18 protein-coding genes are annotated in these 20,244 nt (G+C 72.5%); 8 read left to right on the plus strand and 10 right to left on the minus strand.

Features of this window, described 5'->3' with window-relative positions:
* Positions 1 to 191: 191 nt before the first annotated feature.
* From E9228_RS12515 to E9228_RS12535, 5 genes are all read left to right on the plus strand, one after another.
* A complete protein-coding gene (locus tag E9228_RS12515) occupies positions 192 to 914 on the plus strand; it encodes a hypothetical protein (protein ID WP_166780905.1) in 723 nt (240 codons plus the stop codon).
* A 184-nt stretch (positions 915 to 1,098) separates the two neighbouring features.
* Positions 1,099 to 2,766, plus strand: coding sequence for an ABC transporter substrate-binding protein (locus tag E9228_RS12520; RefSeq protein WP_166780906.1), 1,668 nt, complete (start codon positions 1,099 to 1,101; stop codon positions 2,764 to 2,766).
* Complete coding sequence (locus E9228_RS12525) at positions 2,763 to 4,565, plus strand: dipeptide ABC transporter ATP-binding protein (protein WP_166780907.1); 1,803 nt, start codon at positions 2,763 to 2,765, stop codon at positions 4,563 to 4,565. Before E9228_RS12520 ends, E9228_RS12525 begins: the two co-directional genes overlap by 4 nt.
* On the plus strand, positions 4,562 to 5,500 hold the full coding sequence (locus E9228_RS12530) for an ABC transporter permease (RefSeq protein ID WP_166780908.1): 939 nt from the start codon (positions 4,562 to 4,564) through the stop codon (positions 5,498 to 5,500). The genes E9228_RS12525 and E9228_RS12530 overlap by 4 nt, the downstream gene beginning before the upstream one ends.
* Complete coding sequence (locus E9228_RS12535) at positions 5,497 to 6,495, plus strand: ABC transporter permease (protein WP_166780909.1); 999 nt, start codon at positions 5,497 to 5,499, stop codon at positions 6,493 to 6,495. Before E9228_RS12530 ends, E9228_RS12535 begins: the two co-directional genes overlap by 4 nt.
* A 213-nt stretch (positions 6,496 to 6,708) precedes the next feature.
* Here E9228_RS12535 and E9228_RS12540 read toward each other — a convergent pair whose 3' ends face one another.
* From E9228_RS12540 to E9228_RS12550, 3 genes are read right to left on the minus strand one after another with little or no spacing between them, the layout of a single operon-like run.
* The gene (locus E9228_RS12540; RefSeq protein ID WP_166780910.1) at positions 6,709 to 8,037 is read right to left on the minus strand and encodes a GNAT family N-acetyltransferase; all 1,329 of its coding nucleotides are present in this window, start codon (positions 8,035 to 8,037) and stop codon (positions 6,709 to 6,711) included.
* A 25-nt stretch (positions 8,038 to 8,062) separates the two neighbouring features.
* On the minus strand, positions 8,063 to 9,589 hold the full coding sequence (locus E9228_RS12545; RefSeq protein ID WP_341849882.1) for a cryptochrome/photolyase family protein: 1,527 nt from the start codon (positions 9,587 to 9,589) through the stop codon (positions 8,063 to 8,065).
* 42 nt (positions 9,590 to 9,631) lie between these two features.
* On the minus strand, positions 9,632 to 10,171 hold the full coding sequence (locus E9228_RS12550; protein ID WP_166780911.1) for a hypothetical protein: 540 nt from the start codon (positions 10,169 to 10,171) through the stop codon (positions 9,632 to 9,634).
* A gap of 98 nt (positions 10,172 to 10,269) precedes the next feature.
* Here E9228_RS12550 and E9228_RS12555 point away from each other — a divergent pair, with 98 nt between their 5' ends.
* Positions 10,270 to 11,820, plus strand: coding sequence for a UDP-N-acetylmuramyl-tripeptide synthetase (locus tag E9228_RS12555; protein ID WP_166780912.1), 1,551 nt, complete (start codon positions 10,270 to 10,272; stop codon positions 11,818 to 11,820).
* Here E9228_RS12555 and E9228_RS12560 read toward each other — a convergent pair.
* The 4 genes from E9228_RS12560 to E9228_RS12575 form a co-directional block, all read right to left on the minus strand.
* The gene (locus tag E9228_RS12560; RefSeq protein ID WP_166780913.1) at positions 11,787 to 12,509 is read right to left on the minus strand and encodes a signal peptidase I; all 723 of its coding nucleotides are present in this window, start codon (positions 12,507 to 12,509) and stop codon (positions 11,787 to 11,789) included. The two genes, E9228_RS12555 and E9228_RS12560, sit on opposite strands and share 34 nt — an antisense overlap.
* Positions 12,506 to 13,393, minus strand: coding sequence for a hypothetical protein (locus E9228_RS12565; RefSeq protein ID WP_166780914.1), 888 nt, complete (start codon positions 13,391 to 13,393; stop codon positions 12,506 to 12,508). Before E9228_RS12565 ends, E9228_RS12560 begins: the two co-directional genes overlap by 4 nt.
* Positions 13,390 to 13,983: a TasA family protein gene (locus E9228_RS12570; RefSeq protein ID WP_166780915.1), complete on the minus strand. Its 594-nt coding sequence runs from the start codon at positions 13,981 to 13,983 to the stop codon at positions 13,390 to 13,392. Before E9228_RS12570 ends, E9228_RS12565 begins: the two co-directional genes overlap by 4 nt.
* Before the next feature lie 152 nt (positions 13,984 to 14,135).
* On the minus strand, positions 14,136 to 14,696 hold the full coding sequence (locus E9228_RS12575) for an alternate-type signal peptide domain-containing protein (protein WP_166780916.1): 561 nt from the start codon (positions 14,694 to 14,696) through the stop codon (positions 14,136 to 14,138).
* A gap of 363 nt (positions 14,697 to 15,059) precedes the next feature.
* Here E9228_RS12575 and pnuC point away from each other — a divergent pair, with 363 nt between their 5' ends.
* Positions 15,060 to 15,725, plus strand: coding sequence for a nicotinamide riboside transporter PnuC (pnuC, locus tag E9228_RS12580; RefSeq protein ID WP_166780917.1), 666 nt, complete (start codon positions 15,060 to 15,062; stop codon positions 15,723 to 15,725).
* 30 nt (positions 15,726 to 15,755) lie between these two features.
* Here pnuC and E9228_RS12585 read toward each other — a convergent pair whose 3' ends face one another.
* From E9228_RS12585 to E9228_RS12595, 3 genes are all read right to left on the minus strand, one after another.
* Positions 15,756 to 17,000 carry an ABC transporter permease gene (locus E9228_RS12585; RefSeq protein ID WP_166780918.1) on the minus strand — a complete coding sequence of 415 codons (1,245 nt, stop codon included), beginning with the start codon at positions 16,998 to 17,000 and terminating at the stop codon, positions 15,756 to 15,758.
* The gene (locus tag E9228_RS12590; protein WP_341849883.1) at positions 16,997 to 17,968 is read right to left on the minus strand and encodes an ABC transporter ATP-binding protein; all 972 of its coding nucleotides are present in this window, start codon (positions 17,966 to 17,968) and stop codon (positions 16,997 to 16,999) included. The genes E9228_RS12585 and E9228_RS12590 overlap by 4 nt, the downstream gene beginning before the upstream one ends.
* Before the next feature lie 170 nt (positions 17,969 to 18,138).
* On the minus strand, positions 18,139 to 19,137 hold the full coding sequence (locus tag E9228_RS12595; protein ID WP_166780919.1) for a GntG family PLP-dependent aldolase: 999 nt from the start codon (positions 19,135 to 19,137) through the stop codon (positions 18,139 to 18,141).
* Between the two features lie 59 nt (positions 19,138 to 19,196).
* On the opposite strand from E9228_RS12595, the gene E9228_RS12600 reads away from it, so the two are divergent.
* The gene (locus E9228_RS12600; protein WP_166780920.1) at positions 19,197 to 20,108 is read left to right on the plus strand and encodes a metallophosphoesterase; all 912 of its coding nucleotides are present in this window, start codon (positions 19,197 to 19,199) and stop codon (positions 20,106 to 20,108) included.
* Positions 20,109 to 20,244: the final 136 nt, after the last annotated feature.

Raw genomic sequence — 20,244 nt, forward strand, 5'->3', positions numbered from 1 at the left:
CTCGGAGAGCGAACTGAAGCCCGGGACTGTTGCTCCAGTCCCGGGCTTCGCCGTTCGCCCTGAGCGCGCTCCGGCGGTCGCATGAGCGCAGCCGTGCTTCTCTCGTCGCTCACAGGGGATGTCGGGGGACTGCACCGCCGTTCCACCGGGTCGTCGCCGGGGCTGTCCATGTGCGGACGCAAAGGTCAGGTATGGCGAACCTGAACCGCATCCTCGGCATGGCCTCGAAGGTCATCGACAAGCAACTCCAGAAGCGCTCCGGCCAGCAGCCCGGCAGCGGGCAGCAGCCCGCGCAGTCGCCGTCCGGACGCCAGCAGCAGCCCCCGGTCGGCAATCCCCAGGCCCGTCCCGGCGCATCGAGCGAGGCCGACCGCGTCGCGATCGCGAAGTACGACTACCTGCTGAAGACCGCCGATCCCGAGCGCCTCGAGCAGGCCCACCACGATGCGTTCGACCGGCTCACCCCGGAGCAGCGCCAGCAGGTCCTGCAGCGGCTCAACGCGGAACTGCCGCAGCACGACCAGGGGACCGATGCCTCCGCGGCCGGCCTCGCCCGCACCGCGACACGGGGCGAGACGAGCCGTCCCGGGACGATGCGCAAGGTGCTCGGCGGCGCCGCGATCGGTGGCGGCGCCCTGGCGGTCGGCGGTCTCGCGGTCGCGGTCGCCGGTGGTGCGGTCCTCAGCGCGGCCGCCGGACCGGTGCTGGCACAGGCGGCGGACCTCGGCGTGGACTTCGAGGGCGTCGCGGCCGGCCTCGGCGACACGGTGGGCGGCAGTCTCGGTGACCTCGGCGGCAGCGTGGAGGGCGTGGCAGCGCAGGGGGAGCAGGCGCTCGGCGGACTCGGAGAACAGGTCGGGAACCTCGGCGAGGGCGTCCAGTGGCCCGGGATCGGCGACTTCTTCGACCGCTGAGCCGTGTCCGGAGACCGCACGGTCTCCAGATCGCGACCGCCGTTCGGGAATGGCGGACGACGCCGAGGACTTGCAGTGTTTCGTCGTGCGTCGTCCCGCACGCGCGGGATTCGGAACGGATCCGGGCGCGGTGCCAGGATGGACGCCGCCCACCCGGCACCCCCGAACAAGGAGACCCGTCGTCATGAGACGTCCGAAGAGCCTGACCATCACCGCGGCCGTCGCCGCCGCAGCGGCCCTGGTCCTGACGGGCTGCTCGGGCGGCAACGCCTCCGACGACGCCAGCGGCGGCACGGACAAGGGCGGGACGCTCAACATCCTGACCTCGCAGACGACGTTCCACCTCGACCCCGCGACGAGCCAGAGCCTCGGCATCACGTCGATGGGCCTCGTCGCCCGCCGACTGACCACGTGGGACGTCGAGCCCGGTAAGACCGCGAAGGTCGTCCCGGACCTCGCCACGAACACCGGTGTCGCGAGCGACGGCGGCAAGACCTGGACCTACACGCTGAAGGACGGCGTCGAGTTCCAGGACGGCACACCGATCACCACGAAGGACATCAAGTGGGGGATCGAGCGCTCGTTCGCGCCGACCCTGTCCGGTGGGCTCAGCTACCACAAGTCCCTCCTGGTGGGCGGCAGCGACTACAAGGGGCCGTTCGAGGGCAAGAGCCTCGACAGCATCGAGACCCCGAACGACAAGACCATCGTCTTCAAGCTCAACGACGCGTACGGCGACTGGCCGTGGCTCGCGTCGATGCCCGCGTTCACCCCGGTCCCCGAGGGTGAGGGCACCGACACCGGTGCCTACGACCTCAAGCCCGTCGCCTCCGGCCCGTACCAGGTGCAGTCGAACCAGCAGGGGTCGCAGGTCACCCTGGTCCGCAACAAGGCCTGGTCCGCGAAGACCGACGAGGTCCGCACCGCCGGCCCCTCGAAGATCGTCTTCAAGGAGAGCCAGGACCCGTCCACGGTCACGCAGACGCTGATCGCCGACAACGGGGACGCGAAGAGCTCGTTCGGCGCGATCTACCTCGGTGCCGCCGAGCTCAACCAGGTGCGGAGCAACCCGTCCGCGCAGGACCGCCTCGCGACGTCGAAGGCCGGCCCGATCAGCTACATGGCGATCAACACCCAGCGCGGCGAGCTCAAGGACCTCAAGGTCCGTCAGGCCCTGCAGTACGCCGTCGACCGCAAGTCGTTCCGGATCGCCGCGGGTGGTGCTCTCGCCGGGACCTACGCCTCGACGCTCATCACGCCGGGCATCGCCGGGCGCCAGGACTACGACCTCTACAAGACGGGCGCCACGGGCGACGTCGACAAGGCGAAGTCGCTGCTGGAGCAGGCCGGTGTCTCGAACCTCAAGCTGACGCTCGTCACGCAGAACGACCCGACGTTCCTCGCGCAGGCGCAGGCACTGCAGGCCGGTCTCAAGCGCGCCGGCATCACGGTGACGCTGAAGCCGCTCGACTACGACTCCTTCACGCAGGCCACCACGAACGGCACCGACTTCGACCTGTCGCTGTCGAGCTGGCAGCCCGACTTCCCGAGCGCGAACGCCAACCTGCAGCCGCTCTACGACTCGTCGCAGATCGGCGGCGGTGGCTACAACGTCTCGAAGTACAGCAACCCGGAGGTGGACGCCCTCATCGCGAAGGCCAGCGCCACGGTCGACCAGTCCGACGCGCAGAAGACCTGGGCGCAGGCGGACAAGACGATCATGGCCGACGCCCCGGTCGTGCCGCTGATGTACGCCAAGCAGTCGTTCCTCGCCGGTTCGGACGTCGACAACTTCCAGATCGCCGACTTCCCGGCCTACCCGAACTACCTCAAGGTCTCGCTCAAGCAGTGATCGATCCCATCCTGGAAGTCCGTGGGCTCCGCGTCGCGTTCGGCGACGCGGAGCCCGTCGTCCGTGACGTCTCGTTCGACCTGACGCCCGGTCGGGTGCTCGCCCTCGTCGGCGAGTCCGGCTCCGGCAAGTCCGTGAGCGCCATGAGCGTGCTCGGGCTCCTGCCGCCGCAGGCTCGTGTCACCGGCAGCGCCCGGTTCCGCGGCGCGGAGCTCGTCGGCGCACCCGTCGAGGACCTGCGGCAGGTGCGCGGCGCCGGCATCGGGGTGGTGTTCCAGGAACCGATGAACTCGTTCACGCCGGTGCTGTCGATCGGCACCCAGGTCGCCGAGGCGGTCCGGGCGCACCCGACCTCCCTCGATCGCGCCGGCGTGTCCGCACGGGTCGACGAACTACTCCGGTCCGCCGGCATCGCCGACCCGGCACGGATCCGGAAGGCGTTCCCGCACGAACTCTCCGGCGGGCAGCTGCAGCGCGCGATGATCGCGATGGCACTCGCCGGCGACCCGGTCGCGCTCATCGCCGACGAACCCACGACGGCGCTCGACGTCACCGTGCAGGCCGGGATCCTCGACCTGCTCCGGACGCTCTGCCGCGAGCGTGGACTCGCGGTGCTGCTCATCACGCACGACATGGGTGTGGTGGCGGACGTCGCCGACGAGGTCCTCGTGATGCGCCGCGGCGACCCCGTCGAGCACGGTCAGGTCGTCGACCTGTTCGCGCACCCGCAGGCCGAGTACACCCGAGCGCTCCTCGCAGCCGTGCCGGCTCTGGGCCCCCTCGTGCCGGTACCGCCGCGCCGCGGAGCTTGCGGAGCGGCGGGGCGGCCGAGCTCGCGGGGAGAGGCGCGGCCCGCCTCCGCCCCGGACGGTGCCTCGGCCGAGACTCGCCCTGGCGGACACGATGCGGCCCCGGGGAGCCGCGATCTGTCCGCGGAAGCGAGACTCGGCGCGGCGCCCCTCGCGGACGACGCGGGGCGCGCCTCCCGGCCGGTGGTCGCGCGCATGCGCGACGTCGGCGTGCGGTACTCGCGCCGCGGCGAGCCGACCGTGTCGGGCATCGACCTCGAGCTGCACGCCGGCGAGACCCTCGGGCTCGTGGGGGAGTCGGGCTCCGGCAAGACCACGATCGGCCGCGCGCTCGCCGGGCTCGTCCCGGTGGCCGAGGGGACGGTGGACGTCGACGGGCAGGATCTCCGGACCGCCCGCGGCCGTCGTCTCCGCGAGATCCGGAAGCGGGTCGGCATCGTGTTCCAGGACCCGGCCTCGTCGCTGAACCCCCGGCAGAGCATCGGCTGGAGCATCGCCGAGCCGCTCCTCGTGCACGAGCCGAGTGCCGACCGACCGGCACGCGTCCGCGAACTGCTCGAGGCCGTGCAGCTCGACCCGTCATGGGCCGAACGGTTCCCGCACCAGCTCTCCGGCGGCCAGCGACAGCGGGTCGCCGTGGCACGTGCCCTGGCACTCCGGCCGGCGCTGCTCATCGCCGACGAACCGACCTCCGCGCTCGACGTCACCGTGCAGGCCGCGGTGCTCGACCTGCTGCGCGACCTTCAGGACGAGTTCGGCTTCGGGTGCCTGCTCGTCAGCCACGACCTGGCCGTCGTCCGGCAGCTCGCGGACCACGTCGCCGTGCTGCACCACGGGCGGATCGTCGAACACGGCATGGCCCAGGCCGTCCTCGACGACCCGCAGGAGGACTACACACGCATGCTGCTCGCCGCCGCACCGGTCGCCGATCCGGCCCGACAGGCCGAACGCCGCCGTGCCTGGCGCGAGTGGGAAGGGGTGGTCGCATGACCGCGAACGTCGTCGACCGTCCGGTCCGCCCGGCTCCGGGCTCCGGCACGGGTCTCCGTTCCGTCGTCGGACGCATCCGTCGTGACCGGTGGGCCGTGGTGTCCGCGGTCGTCATCGCCGTGTTCGTCGTGGTCGCCCTCGCCGCGCCACTCATCGCCCAGCTCAGTGGGCAGGACCCGTACGGGTACCACGTCGGGGCCCTCAACGACTTCGGCGCACCCCGGGGTCCCCTCGGCGGCATCAGCGCGGAGCACTGGTTCGGCGTCGAGCCCCTGACCGGGCGCGACCTCTTCGCGATCGTCACCTACGGCGCGCGGACCTCGCTCGGCATCGGTCTCGCCGCGACCGTGGTGTCGCTCGTCATCGGGGTGCTCGTCGGCGTCACGACCGGCTTCTTCGGCGGCTGGTACGACCGGGTGCTCAGCCGGGTCGTCGACGTGATGTTCGGCTTCCCGTCGCTGGTGTTCATGATCGCCCTCACCGCGATCGTGCCGACGTCGTTCCCGAAGCCCGTGCTGGTCGTGCTCGTCATCGGGTTCTTCGGCTGGCCGGCCGTCGCGCGTGTGATCCGCGGGCAGACGCTGTCGCTGCGTGAGCGGAACTACGTCGTCGCCTCGACGGCGATGGGGGCGGGCCGCTGGCACGTCATCCGGACACAGCTCCTGCCGAACCTGGCCGCGACGATCACCGTCTACGCCACCATCTCGATCCCGTCGATGATCGGCGCCGAGGCCGCGCTGTCCTTCCTGGCCGTCGGCGTCACCCCGCCCACGCCGTCGTGGGGTCGCAGCATCGGCGACGCCGTCGGATGGGTGCAGACCGACCCGATGTACCTCGTCTTCCCGGGAGCCGCCCTGTTCCTCGTCACCCTGGCGTTCAACGTGCTCGGCGACGCCCTCCGCGACGCCCTCGACCCGAGAGGAGGCAGCCGATGACCGCGCTCCGCTTCGTGTTGTTCCGAGTGCTCGGCGCCGTCGTCGTGCTGCTCGTCGTCGCCGCGATCACCTACGCCCTGTTCATGCTCCTGCCGACGAACCCGGCGCGGGCGATCTGCGACAAGCCCTGCACGCCCGACCGGCTCGCGCAGGTGCAGGCGTTCCTCGGCACCGACAAGCCCTGGATCCTGCAGTTCACGGCGTACCTCGGCGGCATCTTCACCGGTCGGTCGTTCGGCAGCGGCGTCTCCGCCGTGCAGTGCGCCGCACCCTGCTTCGGGTACTCGTTCCAGCTGCACGAGAGCGTCACCACGCTCATCGTCGACCGGCTGCCGGTGACGGCGTCGATCGCGATCGGTGCGGCGCTCCTCTGGCTGGTCGTCGGCGTGCTCGGCGGGACCGCCTCGGCGCTCCGCCCGGGCTCGGCCCTCGACCGCACGGTGATGACCGTCGCGGTGGCTGGGGTGTCGTCGCCTGCGTACCTGATCGGGCTGCTGTCGATCCTGCTGTTCGGCTTCGTGCTCGGGATCCTGCCGACGAGCGGGTACGTGCCGTTGTCCGAGGACCCGGTCGGATGGCTGACCCACCTGGTGCTGCCGTGGTGTGTGCTCGCGTTCATCAGCGCCGCGATCTACGCCCGACTCACGCGCGGTGAGATGCTCGAGGCGATGGGGCAGGACTTCGTCCGGACCGCCCGCGCCAAGGGGCTCCGCGAGCGTCAGGTCGTCGTGCGGCACGGGCTGCGGACGGCGATCCTGCCCGTGGTGACGCTGTTCGGGCTCGACCTCGGCACGCTGCTCGGCGGCGCGGTCATCACCGAGAAGGTGTTCTCGATGCAGGGGCTCGGTGCGCTGCTCATCGACGCGGTGCACACGCTCGACCTGCAGGTCGTCGTCGGCTTCACGGTGTTCTCGGCGTTCCTGGTCGTCACCGCCAACGTGGTCGTCGACCTGGTCTACGCCGTGGTCGACCCGCGGGTGCGCCGCCGGGCATAGGGCGGCCGAGGGCAGCGGAACACCGGTGTTCGTGCAACGAGCACCGGCATGACGCGGCGTCGCCGACGAACACCGGTGTTTCGCTGCGCAGGCCCGCGTCAGGAGGCTGCGCAGGCCCGCGGCAGAAGACTGCGCAGGCCCGCGTCAGGAGACTGCGCAGGCCCGCGTCAGGAGGCTGCGCAGGCCCGCGTCAGGAGGCTGCGCGGGCCCGCGTCAGAAGTACGTGATGCCGTGCGGGGTCCGGGGCGGCGTCAGCATCGCGCGGAGCAGCACCGCCACCGCCGGGTCCGCGGCACGCAGCAGCCCGGCGGCCGCGAGCGTCACCGGCGACACCGACCCGATCAGCAGCGCCCCGAGGTCGGCGACGTCGAGCGCGATGTCGGAGCCGGCCACGTCGGCGTCGTCCGCCAGCCGCGTGACGGTGCCACGTGCCTCCCGGACGTCGAGCCGGTACGTGCCGGAGGCGTGGCCGAGCGAGTCGGTGACCGCGATGGTGAGCGAGCCGTCGGCCGCGTACGGGCGGGACTCCAGCACGGCGGCGACGTCGAGGACGCGGAGCCAGACGTGGTCCTCCTCGTGGTCGACGTCGTAGGAGCGGGCATCGGCCAGAGCGGCGACGATCGGGTCGTCGAGGCGCGAGCGCTTGTAGACGACGACGTCGTTGAGGTCGATGGAGAGCAGGAACTCCCACAGCGACAGGTACGCGGCGTCGGACGTGTACACCAGGTCGACGATCTCGACGCGGGTGTCCTCGCCGGTCTTGCCCTCGACGACGCGCCAGGTGACGTAGCCGTCGACCTCGTCGGAACCCTCGGGGCGGTGTACGGCGGCCCGGACGTCCTTGGCCTTCTGGCCGTCGGGGCCGAACTCGCCGAACACGATCGGCCAGGTCCCGGTGTTCCGGACCATCGAGCCGGGCGTGCGCGCGTGGAAGCGGGCGAAGACCTCCGGGCCGACGCCGTCCGCCAGCCACTGCGTGGTGACCATCACGACGGTGCCCGTGGTGGGCGCGAGGAAGGGCAGCGCCCGGTCGCGGCGGACGTGCACGGCACGCTCGCGGATGGCGCAGCCGAAACCGAAGCGGCGGTAGATGGTGCCCTCGGAGGCGGTGAGCGAGGCGACGGCGTAGCCCTCCTCCACCCCGCGCTCGAGTGCGTGCATCATCATCCGGCGGAGGATCCCGCGCCGACGTTCGGTCGGTCGGACGGTCACGGCTGAGACGGCCTGCGTGCGGACGGCGGAACCGTCGCCCCAGCTGAGGTCCTTCGGGAACCAGGTGAAGGTGCCGGCGGGCCAGGTCTCGTCGACCGACCCGACGACGGGCCGGTTGACGTACACGCCGAGGAACGTCTCCTGGTCGGCGATGAAGTGCGACGCCATCCGGGCGGCGCCCTCGTCGGACTCCGGAGGCTCGTGGAAGCCGACGCCGACGGCGTCCATCCAGGCCCGGGTGGTGGCGTCCGGCGCCCCCTGGTCGTCGGTCTGCGGGCGGAACTCGCGGAGGTCGTAGCGGTCGGTGGATTCTTCGTTGATCAGAGCCACGATCCGACCCTACCGGGCAGCGGCGTCACGGCGTCTGCCGTGCCGCCTCCTGCGCGACGACCGCCTCGAGGTCCGGCATCGCCCGCATCTGCTGCAGAGGCCGGTGCATGCGCGGGTTCCGCCGGAGGGCGGGTTCGGCCCGTTCCAGGAACGCCCAGTACCCGGCGGTGAACGGGCAGGCGTCCTCGCCGACGCGCTTCGTCGGGTCGAACCGACAGCTGCCGCAGTGGTCGGTCATCCGGTCGATGTAGCGCCCGCCGGCGGCGTAGGGCTTGGTCGCGACGACCCCGCCGTCGGCGTGCTGCGACATCCCGACGACGTTCGCCGGCATCACCCAGTCGGTGCCGTCGACGAAGACGTCGGTGAACCAGTCGGTCAGTTCGAGCGGGTCGTAGCCGCGTTGCAGCGCCCAGTTGCCGAGGACCATGAGCCGCTGGATGTGGTGCAGCCACCCGTGGTCGCGGACGCCGTCCAGTGCGATGCGCAGACAGAGGGCGTCCACCTCCGCCGCGTCCAGGTCCCGCCACCAGGCCGGGAGGCTCGTCCCCGACGGTCGGGCGGGTCCGGCTCCGGCAGACGGTCGCGCCCCGAGCGCCTCGACGTCGGCCCCGTAGTCGTCGCCGAGCCACCAGTAGAGGTGCCAGACGTAGTCCCGCCACCCGGCGACCTGCCGCACGAACCCCTCGACGCTGGCGAGCGGAGCGGCACCCGAGCCGTGGGCGGCCAGCGCGGCGTCGATCGCCTGCCGGGGGTCGAGTACGCCGAGGTTGAGCGGAACGCTGAGCAGCGAGTGCGCCATCGTCCAGTCGTTCGTCAGCACGGCGTCCTCGTACGGTCCGAAGTCGCCGAGCCGGACCGCGACGAAGTCGTCGAGCGCGGCCTGGGCCTCGTCCGGCGTCACGGCGAAGCGTCGTCGGTCGTCCCGCCCGACGAACTGCACGAGGCCGTCGCGCTCCCACCGGTCGAGGTCGGCGCGGACCTCGTCGTCGATCTCGTCCTCGGTGGGCCACCAGGGGTCGGGCAGCCCGAGGGTCGTCGCGCCGCGGGGTGGGGGCTGCCGGTTCTGCGCGTCCAGGCTGAACGCGCCGCCGAGTGGGGCGTCGTTCGCCATCAGCCAGCCCTCGCGACGTCGGACGCGCTCGTAGTGCGCCTCCATCAGGAAGCGTCCGCCACGCTCCGCGGCCCAACCGGCGAACTCGTCCTCTCCGGTGACGAACCCGCGGCTCGGCAGGATCGTCGTGCCGCGCCCCCAGTGCCGGACCTGCCCACGGTGCACGCGGGACGGCGGGTCGATGACCTCCAGGTCGACCTGACCGACGAGGGCGTCGCGCAGCTGGTCGACCCGGACGTGTTCCGCGCGGTCGCCGAGGTCGCGCACGCGGTGTCGGAGGGCGCTGAGCCAGAGGTGCGCCTTCGTCCGGTGCACGGGCCGGGCGGTGAAGAACTCGCGCGCTTCGACGACGACCAGCGGGCCGCCGTCGTCGAACGCCGGACCGTACTGACCCGGCAGGACGAGACGCCGCCGCACGGGTGCGGGGACGGAGTCGGTCACGGGGTGGACGGTACGCGGTGGCGCTGCCAGTGGGACGTGCTGCTAGTCCGTCGCGCCGGGCGGCGGGTCGACGAGCAGGCCGACGCGGTCAGCGAGGTAGTCGATCAGCGGGACGTCCGTGCCGGCGGTCGCGGACCACCGCACGCGCGGCTCGTCGTCGCGCACGAACAGTGCGGTGTCGGCGCCGACGAGCGATGCGTCGAGCGGGATCGGTGTCGCGCTGTGGTTCACGGTGTCGCCGGGCGCGAAGTGCCCCTTCGCCGCCGCCGCACGGTAGGCGCGACGCACCTCGGCGGAGACGGACACGAACTGGGACCGGCCCGCTTCGGTCACCCGCGTGATCGACCCCGTCGCCCAGACCTGGCCGGCGGTCTCGGGGGAGGAGCCGAGCAGCAGCGCCCCGACCCGCCACACGCGGCCGAGGGACCGGATCGTCGGGTCCCTCCGGATGCCGAGCACCGGCTTCGGTTCGACGTACTCGCCGAGCGCCTCGTCGCGCGCGCCCGCTGCCGCCAGTCGTGCCGTCGCGTCCTCGAGCAGCGTCCGCGCGCGCTGCACCCCGTCGGTCCGACCGTCCGTCACCCGCCAGAGCCTAGACCGCGGGGCGTCGGGGTACGAACGGCTGTGGTGCCACTCGGACCGTCGCGCGTTGACTGACCCTCCCTGATGAGGAGGACTCCGTGCCGCACGCCTTCGACCCCGTCCGACCACACCCGACCCGCCTCGGGGACGTCGCGGCGGTGGCCGGTGCCGGGGCGCTGCCGTCGCCACTCGCCGACGTGCTGGTGACGGGCGTGGCGGTCGCGACCGAGGACCTCCGTCCCGGTTGGCTGTTCGTCGCCGTGCCCGGTCGTCGTGCGCACGGCGCTCGGCACGCCGACGCTGCCCGCGCGAGCGGCGCGGTCGCGGTGCTGACCGACGATGCTGGAGCCCGGGAGGCGACCCGCTCGGGCCTGCCGACCGTGGTCGTCCGCGACCCACGCGCCGCCCTCGGTGCCGTGGCGCGGACGGTCTCGGGCACGGCGGACCTCGGGTTCCCGCTGCTCGGCGTGACGGGCACGAACGGCAAGACCTCCACGGTGTCCGTCCTCGACGCCCTCATGCGTCGGCTCGGGTGGACGACGGCGATGACGTCGACGGCCGAGCGCCGGATCGCTGACGACGTGGTCGCCAGTCGTCTGACCACGCCCGAGGCCACCGAACTCCACGCCTTCCTCGCCCGCGCCCGGGAACGCGCGGTCGACGGTGCCGCGATCGAGGTCAGCGCGCAGGGTCTCTCACGGCACCGGGTGGACGGGGTCCACTTCGACGTCGCCGGGTTCACGAACCTCAGTCACGACCACCTCGACGACTACGCCGACATGGACGAGTACCTCCGCGCGAAGACCCTGCTCTTCCAGCCGGACCGGGCCTCGCGCGGGGTCGTGTCGCTCGATTCCGCAGCGGGCCGCGCGGTCGTCGCCGCGAGTGGGATCCCGGTCGAGACCGTCACGAGCGACCCAGGCACCGACACCGACTGGCGCGTCAGCGTCATCGACCAGCGCGCCGACGGCACTCGCTTCCGGATCGACGGTCCGGGCCTGACCGTGACGACCGAGGTCCCGCTGCTCGGTCGACACATGGCCGCGAACGTCGGCCTGGCGGTCGCGATGCTGCGCGCCGCGGGCGTGCCCACCGGCGACCTCGGGACCGCCGCTGTCGGCGAGCTCGACGTCGTCGTGCCCGGGCGGATGGCCGACGCATCGAGTGCGACGGGCCCGCGGGTGTTCGTCGACTTCGCCCACACCCCGGACGCCTTCGCGAAGAGCCTGGACGCGATCCGGGCGTTCGCGACGGGACGGGTCGGCATCGTCCTCGGCGCCGACGGCGACCGGGACCCGAGCAAACGGGAGGCCATGGGGGCGGTGGCGGCGACCCTGGCCGACGTCGTCGTGGTCGCCGACCACCACCCGCGGTTCGAGGACGCGGACGGCATCCGCGCCGCGATCCTCGACGGTGCGCGCGGCATCGGGGGCGCCGCGCAGGTCGTCGAACTGCCGGATCCGGCGCGGGCCATCCGGTACGCCCTCGACGCGGTCGGTGTCGACGGTGTCGTCTACTGGGCGGGGCCGGGACTGACCGACTACCGGGACGTCCGCGGCGTGCACGTGCCGTACTCGTCGTTCCGTGACGCCCAGGCGGCACTCGCCGAGGCGGGTCATCCGGCGCGGGAGGCCGTCCCCGCCTGCTGAGGTCGGTCGTCACCGCGGTCGACGTGGTCGACGCCCCGCTCACGACGTCGGGCTCGCCGACGTCGGCGGCGCACCGTCGACGCCGTGCCGCTGACGATCATCACGACGCCGTACACCAGGAGCAGCCCGGCGAGGGTCGGCAGCAGCCACGTCCGCGACCCGTTGACCACCTGGTTGACGGTGCCGAGGAGCGGCAGGCTGTACCAGACCTCGCCTCGGATCTGCGCGGGGATGACGGGGTCGGCATCGACGGCGTCGTTCGCGTCGCCCCGGAAGACGAACCGTCGGGTGCCGTCCGACGACGAGTCGATCGCGACGACGCGGTGCGTGACGACCTCCGGGCGGCCGGACTCGAGCTGGTAGGTGACGACGTCCCCGATGCGCACGTCCGCCGGCGCCACCGGTCGGACGACGACGAGGGTGCCGGGCGGCAGGGTCGGCTCCATCGACTGCGTGAGCACGGACAGCGGGACGGACCCCGTCACCCTCGGCAGGACGACGAGGACGACGGCGAGCCCCGCGACGAGGAGCACGAGTCCGGTCATGACGCCGATCCCGAGCGCGCGGAGGGCCGCGAGCGGGCCGCTCGTGGCGGGTGGAGCGACCGGGCGGGCTGCGTGACGGGGTCGGGGCGTGCCTCCCGTCCGGTGGCGGTTCCCGGCGCCGCTCCCGGAGAGCAGTGTGGTCATGCGCCGCACCGGATCTTCGGGCCGGTGTCCTGGGTGAACAGGGTCACTGGCGTCCGTCCGACGACGTCGTCGGTCGGTTGCCCTCCGGCGTCGAGTGCGCGGACGGCCACCTGGACGGTCGCGGCGCCCTGTGCGCTCGGCGTGACCTGTTCCGGCGCGAGCGTGATGTGTGGGTACTGCCCGGGCTGCCGGTCGCCCACCTGCTGGTCGCCGACGAAGGCGGCGTACAGGGTGTCGGACGACCGCGTGCCCGGCTCCCAGGTGAGTTGGACGTAGTTGGACGCCTGGGACGGGTCGGTGCACGTCAGCGTGGACAGGTCGTCGCCGGAGTTCAGGTAGAAGCCGCCCCAGACCGTCGACGACACCCAGCTGGCGTTCGTCGTGGTGAGGACGAGGTGCATGTTCGTGGTCGCCGAGGCCGGAGCCCCGGCAGCGAGGGTCGACCGGATGCACCACACCACGGCCGCCCGCGGGGCGAGGGACGAGGTCAGGCTCGGCAGGGACGCCCACGTGCCGCGGACGGCGCCGGTCCCGACGGAGGCGCCGTCCGTGCAGTCGTCGGTCGTCGGGACGGGCCAGGCCACGACGTCGACGGCCTGGGCGAGTGCCGTCGACCCGTCGGCGACGACGGCGCTGGTCGTGGTGGTGCCGGGGATGTTGCCGGCGTTGGTGAGGGTCACCGGGCGGGTGATCGACGGCGTGCCGACGGTGAAGGTCGTGGTGATCGCGGTGGTGCCCGAGATCGCCGCCGCGAGCTTGCCGTTCGTCACGCTCGACGCGGCCGTCCCGGTCGTGGTCCACAGCGCCCAGGCGACCGAGGAGCCGCCACCGACGAGGACGGCGACGAGCGCCACGGTGAGCAGGATCCGGAGACGGGGGGTCACGGTGCCACCTGCGTCCCGGTGATCGTGACGGTGAAGTCGGTGACCGCACCGGACACGGTCTGGGGTGCGTCGGCGTCGAGCACCATCTCGAAGCAGCCGGTGGCGGAGGCGCCGACGGGGAGGGTGTAGTAACCGCTCCCGGTGTCGAACACGGTCGGCCGAGCGGCGTAGCCCCCGAGTCCGGGTCGGCAGTCCGAGGCCCGACCGACCGGTGCCAGGCGGAGGGTCAGTTCGTCGAGGACGGCGCTGTCCGGCACGGACGCGTACGCCACGTGCAGTGTCGTCGCCTGCATCCGGATGCCGAGCGGCACCGTGCCACTGTTCCGGACCGAGAAGCTGCCCGTGGTGCTCCGGCCCGGGGCCAGGGGTGTCGTGTACATCGCGGTGAGGGGACTCACGACGAGCGTCGCGGTACCGGACCGGACCGTCGACGCCTGGGTCGCTGCGCTGCTGTTCCAGAGGGCGTAGGTGCCGCCACTGCCGACGACCGCGGACGCGACGGCGAGCACCAGGCCGAGGCCGAGCGGCCAGGCCCAGCGCCGACGGCGGGGCGCGCGGTGGCGTCCCGTCGTCGGCGTGGTCCTCGTCATGGGCGTCCCCCTGGACGTCGTGGTCCGGTGCGGTGCGGTGCGGTGCGGTGCGGTGCGGTGCGGTGCGGTGCGGTGCCGGCGCGTCGTGCCGGGCCGTGTGGTGACGGACGACGAGCGGATCAGGAGCCCGCCGTCCGTCGGTCGAGGTCGGGTCAGGAACCCGTCGAACCGATGGCCGTCTGCGTCAGCGTGAACGCGAGGGCGCCCACGTCGACCGTGCCGTCCTGGCCGGTGGTCGCCGATTCCGGCAGTGCGATCGTGAAGGTCACGCGGATCGTGGAGGTGCCCGACGACGGCGTCACGGTGAAGACGGTCGCGTCGGCGGTCTTCGCCACCGAGGCCGTGGACGACGAGACGTCGAGGGTCTTCTGGGTCGCGGCGATCAGGCCGGCGTCCCCGGTGATGCTCTGCGGCGCGTAGGTGAGCTTCGCGGTGAGGTCGTTGCCGGTCGCACGGACCACGAGGGTCTGCGTGAAGCGGTAGGTGTTGCCGGGGACCATGAGGACCGATGCGGGGTCGATCGTGGCCGAGCGACCGTTGGTGATGTCCGTCCAGGCGCCGTCGTTGTTCGCCGTCAGGGTCAGCGTGCCGGAGCTCACGGCCGTGGCCGCGCTGCTGGCACTCGCGTTCCAGAGGGCGAAGGAGCCGGCTCCGCCGAGCAGCAGTGCGACACCAGCGGCGCTCGCGATGGTGCCGGTCACGATCTTGTGCATGGTTCTTTCCGTTCCTGCGCAGGGCAGCGCTGTGGTCGTCTTGGGCGTTCGGGAGAGCCCGACGGGACGGTTGTCACCGCCCTCCCCGGGTGCGGGAGGACGCGGCTGACCGGTGCCGGAGGACGACCCGCGTGCCCAGGAGTGAGGGATGCTCGGGCTGGGCCGTCCTGTCGTCGAACGTACCCGGTCCCCAAAATGGAGGACAGCGGAATATACGAATGCATCCACCCCAAAACGGGGGACCCCTGGGTCCTCCCTGCGGCGGACGCCGGTGTGCCCCGGATGTCCCGGGGGGTCGCGATGGACGGCGCAGGAATGCCGAGCAGGTCTGTGCAGTTGCATCGACCGGATCGAGGAGGTCTCATGGGCATCGTGCGGTGGTTGTTCGACGCGCAGCTCGTCATCGGCGACCAGACGGTGCTCTGGCGCGAGGTGATCGGCAACGTCTTCGGGCTGCTCAGCGCCCTGGGCGGGATGCGCCGCAAGGTCTGGGCCTGGCCGGTCGGGATCGCGGGCAACGCGCTCCTCTTCACCGTCTTCATGGGTGCGCTCTTCGACACCCCGAACCCCGTCAACCTGCTCGGCCAGGCCGGACGCCAGGTCATGTTCATCCTGGTCAGCGTCTACGGCTGGTACCGCTGGACGCACCGCGCCCACGAAGCGACCACCGTGCTCGAGCCGAAGTGGGCCTCCTGGCGGGCACGGGCGCTGCTCGTCGTCGCCCTGGTCGGCGGCACCGCGGTCCTGACGCCGGTCTTCCGCGCCCTCGGGTCGTACGAGCCGGTGTGGAGCGACGCGTGGATCTTCGTCGGCTCGCTCCTGGCCACCTACGGCATGGCGAAGGGCTGGGTCGAGTTCTGGCTCATCTGGGTGGCGGTCGACCTGGTCGGCGTGCCGCTGCTGTTCTCCGCCGGGTACTACGCGTCGGGGCTGATGTACGTCGTCTACGGCGCCTTCACCCTGGCCGGTTTCTTCGTCTGGACGGCGCAGGGCCGGAAGCCCGCCGCGGCGCCGGTGACGGTCGGCTGACGCTGCGTCGGGGCGTCCCGCGGCCGCGCCTCAGCGGGCACGCGGCAAGGTGCGCGCCCGACGCCACCCGGCGATCTGTCTCAGGCTGACCTTCGACCCGTACTGGGCGACCGAGTGCCGGAACAGGTACTCCGCGAACCAGAGCAGCACGCCCGCCACCACGAACACCTCGACGATGCACGCGATCGTCTCGACGACCGACAGCGACCCCACGGCGTTCCGCACCATCGCGGTGACCGGCGTGAACGTCGGGAAGTAGGTGAAGAAGGCGGCGATCGGCGAGGACGGCGTCGTCGTCACGAAGAACGCCGCGTACAGCGGGATGATGACCGCGAACAGCGCCGCCGACTGCAGCGTCGAGGCGTCCTTGATCGTCGGTACCGAGGCGCCGACCGCCACGAACAACGCCGACGCCAACAGCACCCCGCCGACGAGCAGCAGTGCACCCGCGACCATCCGCCACGGGTCCAGCGCGAACGTGCCGATGCGTCCGGCGACCAGGGGCAGCACCACGGCCAGCGACAGCAGCCCGGGCACCAGGAACACCCCGACCTGCACGAGTCCGACCAGCAGCATCGCGATGACCTTGCCGCGGATCAGGGTGCCGGCGGTGACGGTGGTCAGGATCATCTCGGAGATGCGGTTCTCCTTCTCCTCGACCACCACGGTCACCATGCGGGCGGCCAACAGGATCACGAGCCCGAAGAACGCGGCGACGTAGAGCAGCGGCGGCACGATCGACAGCCAGCCCGGGGCGACCCGCCCGTCGGCGTAGGTGGTGACCGTCGCGTCCGGTGGCGAGCGGAGGATGTGCACGGCCTCGGGGTCGTCGACCTGCGCCGCGACGCTCTGCTCCAGCACCCGCTGCGCCAGGGCCGAGTACCCGGTGTTGGCGAACAGCCCGCGGTCCGCCCCGAGCACCGTGACGGGGGTCGTGGACGGCCGCACCGGGAACTCGAAGAACGCGTCGAGGTGTCCGGCGCGGACAGCTGCTCGGTCCGCGGCCGGGTCGGTGGACGGGGACCCGCCCCACTTCGCCGCGACGGACTCGGACACCAGACCGGAACGGTCGACGTAGTGGAACGGCGTGCGGGCTGCGGACCCGCTCGAGATCGCGGAGTCCGTGCCGGCCGCCTGACCGACCCCGACGAGCAGCGACACGACGATGACGACGAGCGGCAGCGCGAGGGTGCCGATCCAGAAGGCGGGCTTCTTCACCGCGCGGACGAACTCGAACCGGACGACGGTGCCCAGACGGCTCGGGGTGCGGCTCATCGTGCCGCTCCGGCCGGGGCGGTCGGGCGGGCGGACGAAGCGCCGTCGGCCCGGGCCGCGTCGGTACCGGCGTCGTGCCCGTACAGCTGCACGAAGATCTCGTCGAGGGGGATCCGGCGCATCTCGAACCCGGTGACGTGGACGTCGGCGGCCACGAGCTCCGCCAGGATGTCCGACCCGTCGGACTCGGCCGCGGCGGTCGGGACCAGGTAGGCGACGTGCCCCTCGTGCCGGGCGAGCCGGTAGCGGTCGGAGCGGGGGACCGGCCCGCTCAGCCCGACCTTCGCGACCGCTCCACCGAAGGCGTCCTGCACCTCGGGGATCGTGCCGTACGCGGCCGCGACGCCGTCCCGGAGCAGCACGATCCGGTCGCACAGCCGCTCGACCTCGTCCATGTGGTGGGTCACGAGGATGACGGTGGCCCCGTCGGCCTTCCGTTCGTCGACCAGGTCCAGGAGCAGCCGGCGGTTGACCGGGTCCAGGCCCTTCGTCGGTTCGTCGAGGATCAGCAGGCGCGGCCGGTCCATGATCGTGATGCCCAGCTGCACCTTCTGCTGCTGCCCACCGGAGAGCTTGTCGATGCGGACCTTCGCCTTGTCCGCCAGCCCGACGCGCTCCAGGTACTCCGTCGACCACCGGGTCGCCGGACCCCGGGGCGTCCCGCGCAGGGCCGCGAAGTACGTCATCACGTCGATGACCTTCTCTTTCCGGTAGAGCCCGCGCTCCTCCGGCAGGTACCCGATGCCGCCGGTGGCCGGCCGGTACGGTTCGCCGTCGATGGTGAGCGTGCCGGCGGTCGGCGCGGTGATGCCGAGGAGCGCACGGATCGTCGTGGTCTTGCCGGAGCCGTTGCTGCCGAGCAACCCGAACGTCTCACCGGGGGCGATGTCGAACGTCAGCCCGTCGACGACGTTCCGGTCGCCGAAGCGCATGACGAAGTCGCGGACGCTGATGGCTGCTCCGGCCACGATGGACCCCTTCCGACGTGCCGACCCTACCCAGGCCGTCTGACGGACCGGGCCGTCGTCCGGCAGGCGCGTCGGCCGTGGCCCGGCTGGTTCCCGCGCTCAGCGACACGTTTCGGCCCGCGCACCGCGAGCGGTGTCGCTGGCCGCGGAACCACGGCGGCGCGCCCCCGTCAGCGTGGGAGCGTCGCGAGCACCCGGGCCGCCTGCTCGGCGTCCTCGGCCGAGACGTCGAGGTGCGTCACGAGCCGCACCGTCGTCCGCCCGAGCTGCATCACACGGACGCCGCCCTCCGCTGCCGCCGCGACGAACGCCGCCGGGTCGGACACCTCGGCGAAGACGATGTTCGTGTCCACCGTGGCGGGGTCGACGTCGAGTGCCGCCGCGATCACCCGGGCGTTCGCGTGGTCCTCCGCCAGCCGGTCGACGTGCTCGCGCAGCGCGTACCGGGCGCCGGCGGCCAGGATGCCGGTCTGCCGCATGCCCCCGCCGTAGCGCTTCCGCCAGATCCGCGCCGCCGCGACCCGTTCGGCTGTGCTGACGAGCACCGACCCGACCGGAGCGCCGAGGCCCTTCGACAGGCAGACGGACACCGTGTCGAAGCCGCCGGCGAGCTGCCGCAACGGGGTGCCCGACGCGACGTGCGCGTTCCACAGCCGGGCACCGTCCAGGTGCAGCCCGATGCCGTGCTCGCGGGCGAAGTGCTGCACCGCGCGGACCTGGTCCGGCGGCTGGACCGTGCCGCCGCCGAAGTTGTGGGTGTTCTCGACCGCGATCGCCGTGGTCGACACCGAGTAGGCGCCGGCGTTCGGCTCGGCGATCTCCTCGACGGACCGGGCGACCAGTCGGCCCCGATCCGACGCCCAGGTGCGGGTCGTGATGCCGGAGAACACCGCCGCCGCCCCGAGCTCGGCACGGACGACGTGGGCCTGCACGTCGGCGAGCAGTTCCTCGCCCGGGCCGACGAGCAGCCGGAGTCCGAGCTGGTTCGCCATCGAGCCGGACGGCGTGAACAGGCCGGCTTCGTGGCCGAGCCGGTCCGCGACCTCCTGCTCGAGCAGGGTCGTCTCCGGGTCCTCGCCGAACACGTCGTCGCCCACCTCGGCCTCGGCCATGGCGCGGCGCATCGCCGAGGTCGGACGGGTCACGGTGTCGGAGCGCAGGTCGATCACCGGACAACGGTAACGCTGCCGACAGCCCGCTGGCGCACGCCCCGGCTACGGTGTGCGACATGCAGACCCCCGCAGCCGGAACACTCCGCATCCTGCACCTGTCCGACACCCACCTGACCGGCGACGGCGCCCTGCACCAGGGCACGGTCGACACGACGGCGGCCCTCCGCGCCCTGCTCGAGCACCTCGACGCGGTGCCCGGCGTCGGACTGGTCGTGATCTCCGGCGACGTGTCCGAGGACGGCTCGCCCGCGTCCTACGAGACCGCCCGGACGACGGTGGGCGGGTGGGCCGAGCGGCACGGTGCAGCCTTCCTCGCCGTGCCCGGCAACCACGACCAGCGCGCCGGCTTCCGGCAGGTCCTGGTGAACGGCCACGTCCTCGGCGAGGGCGGCCAGCAGCTCATGCACACCATGGAGCACCACGACCCGTCCGTCCCGGTACGGGGCCAGTCACTCGTCGCCGGGCGGCGGATCGTCACCGTCGACACGAGTGTCCCCGGCGCCGGGTACGGCGAGGTCAGCGAATCCGCGCTCGAGCACCTGCGCACCGCGCTCGCCGAGCCCTCCGAGCACGGGTCGGTCGTCGTCCTGCACCACCCGCCGCTGCCCGCGCCGACCGCGCTGCACGATGCCCTGAAGCTCCGGAACCCGGACGAGCTCGCCGAGGTGCTGCGAGGCACCGACGTCCGCGTCGTGCTCGGCGGGCACTACCACCACCACTTCGCTGGGTCGCTCGCGGGCGTCCCGGTCCTCGTCGCACCGGGCGTCGCGAACGACGCCGACGTGGCCGGCCCGTACGAGCAGGAGACCGCGCTCATCGGCACCGGTGCGCTCGTCGTCGACCTCGCCACCGACGGCTCGCTCTGGTCGACACCCGTCCGGCTGCCCCGTCCGGACGCCGACCAGCAGGCACTACACCTCGACGAGGCGACCGCAGCCCGGATCGCGGAGGCGTTCGGGCCGGCGTGACCGCCACGTCGGGACGCACCACCTGACGGCCGGGAGGCACGCGGCGGCCCCGCCCCGCGCCTCCCGGCCGTCGCGTCCGCACCTGCGAGTACCCCACATCCACGGACGGACCCGCGGCGGAGGCGAGTAGGACGGA

This window comes from Curtobacterium salicis (assembly GCF_011759505.1).
Lineage (GTDB): Bacteria > Actinomycetota > Actinomycetes > Actinomycetales > Microbacteriaceae > Curtobacterium > Curtobacterium salicis.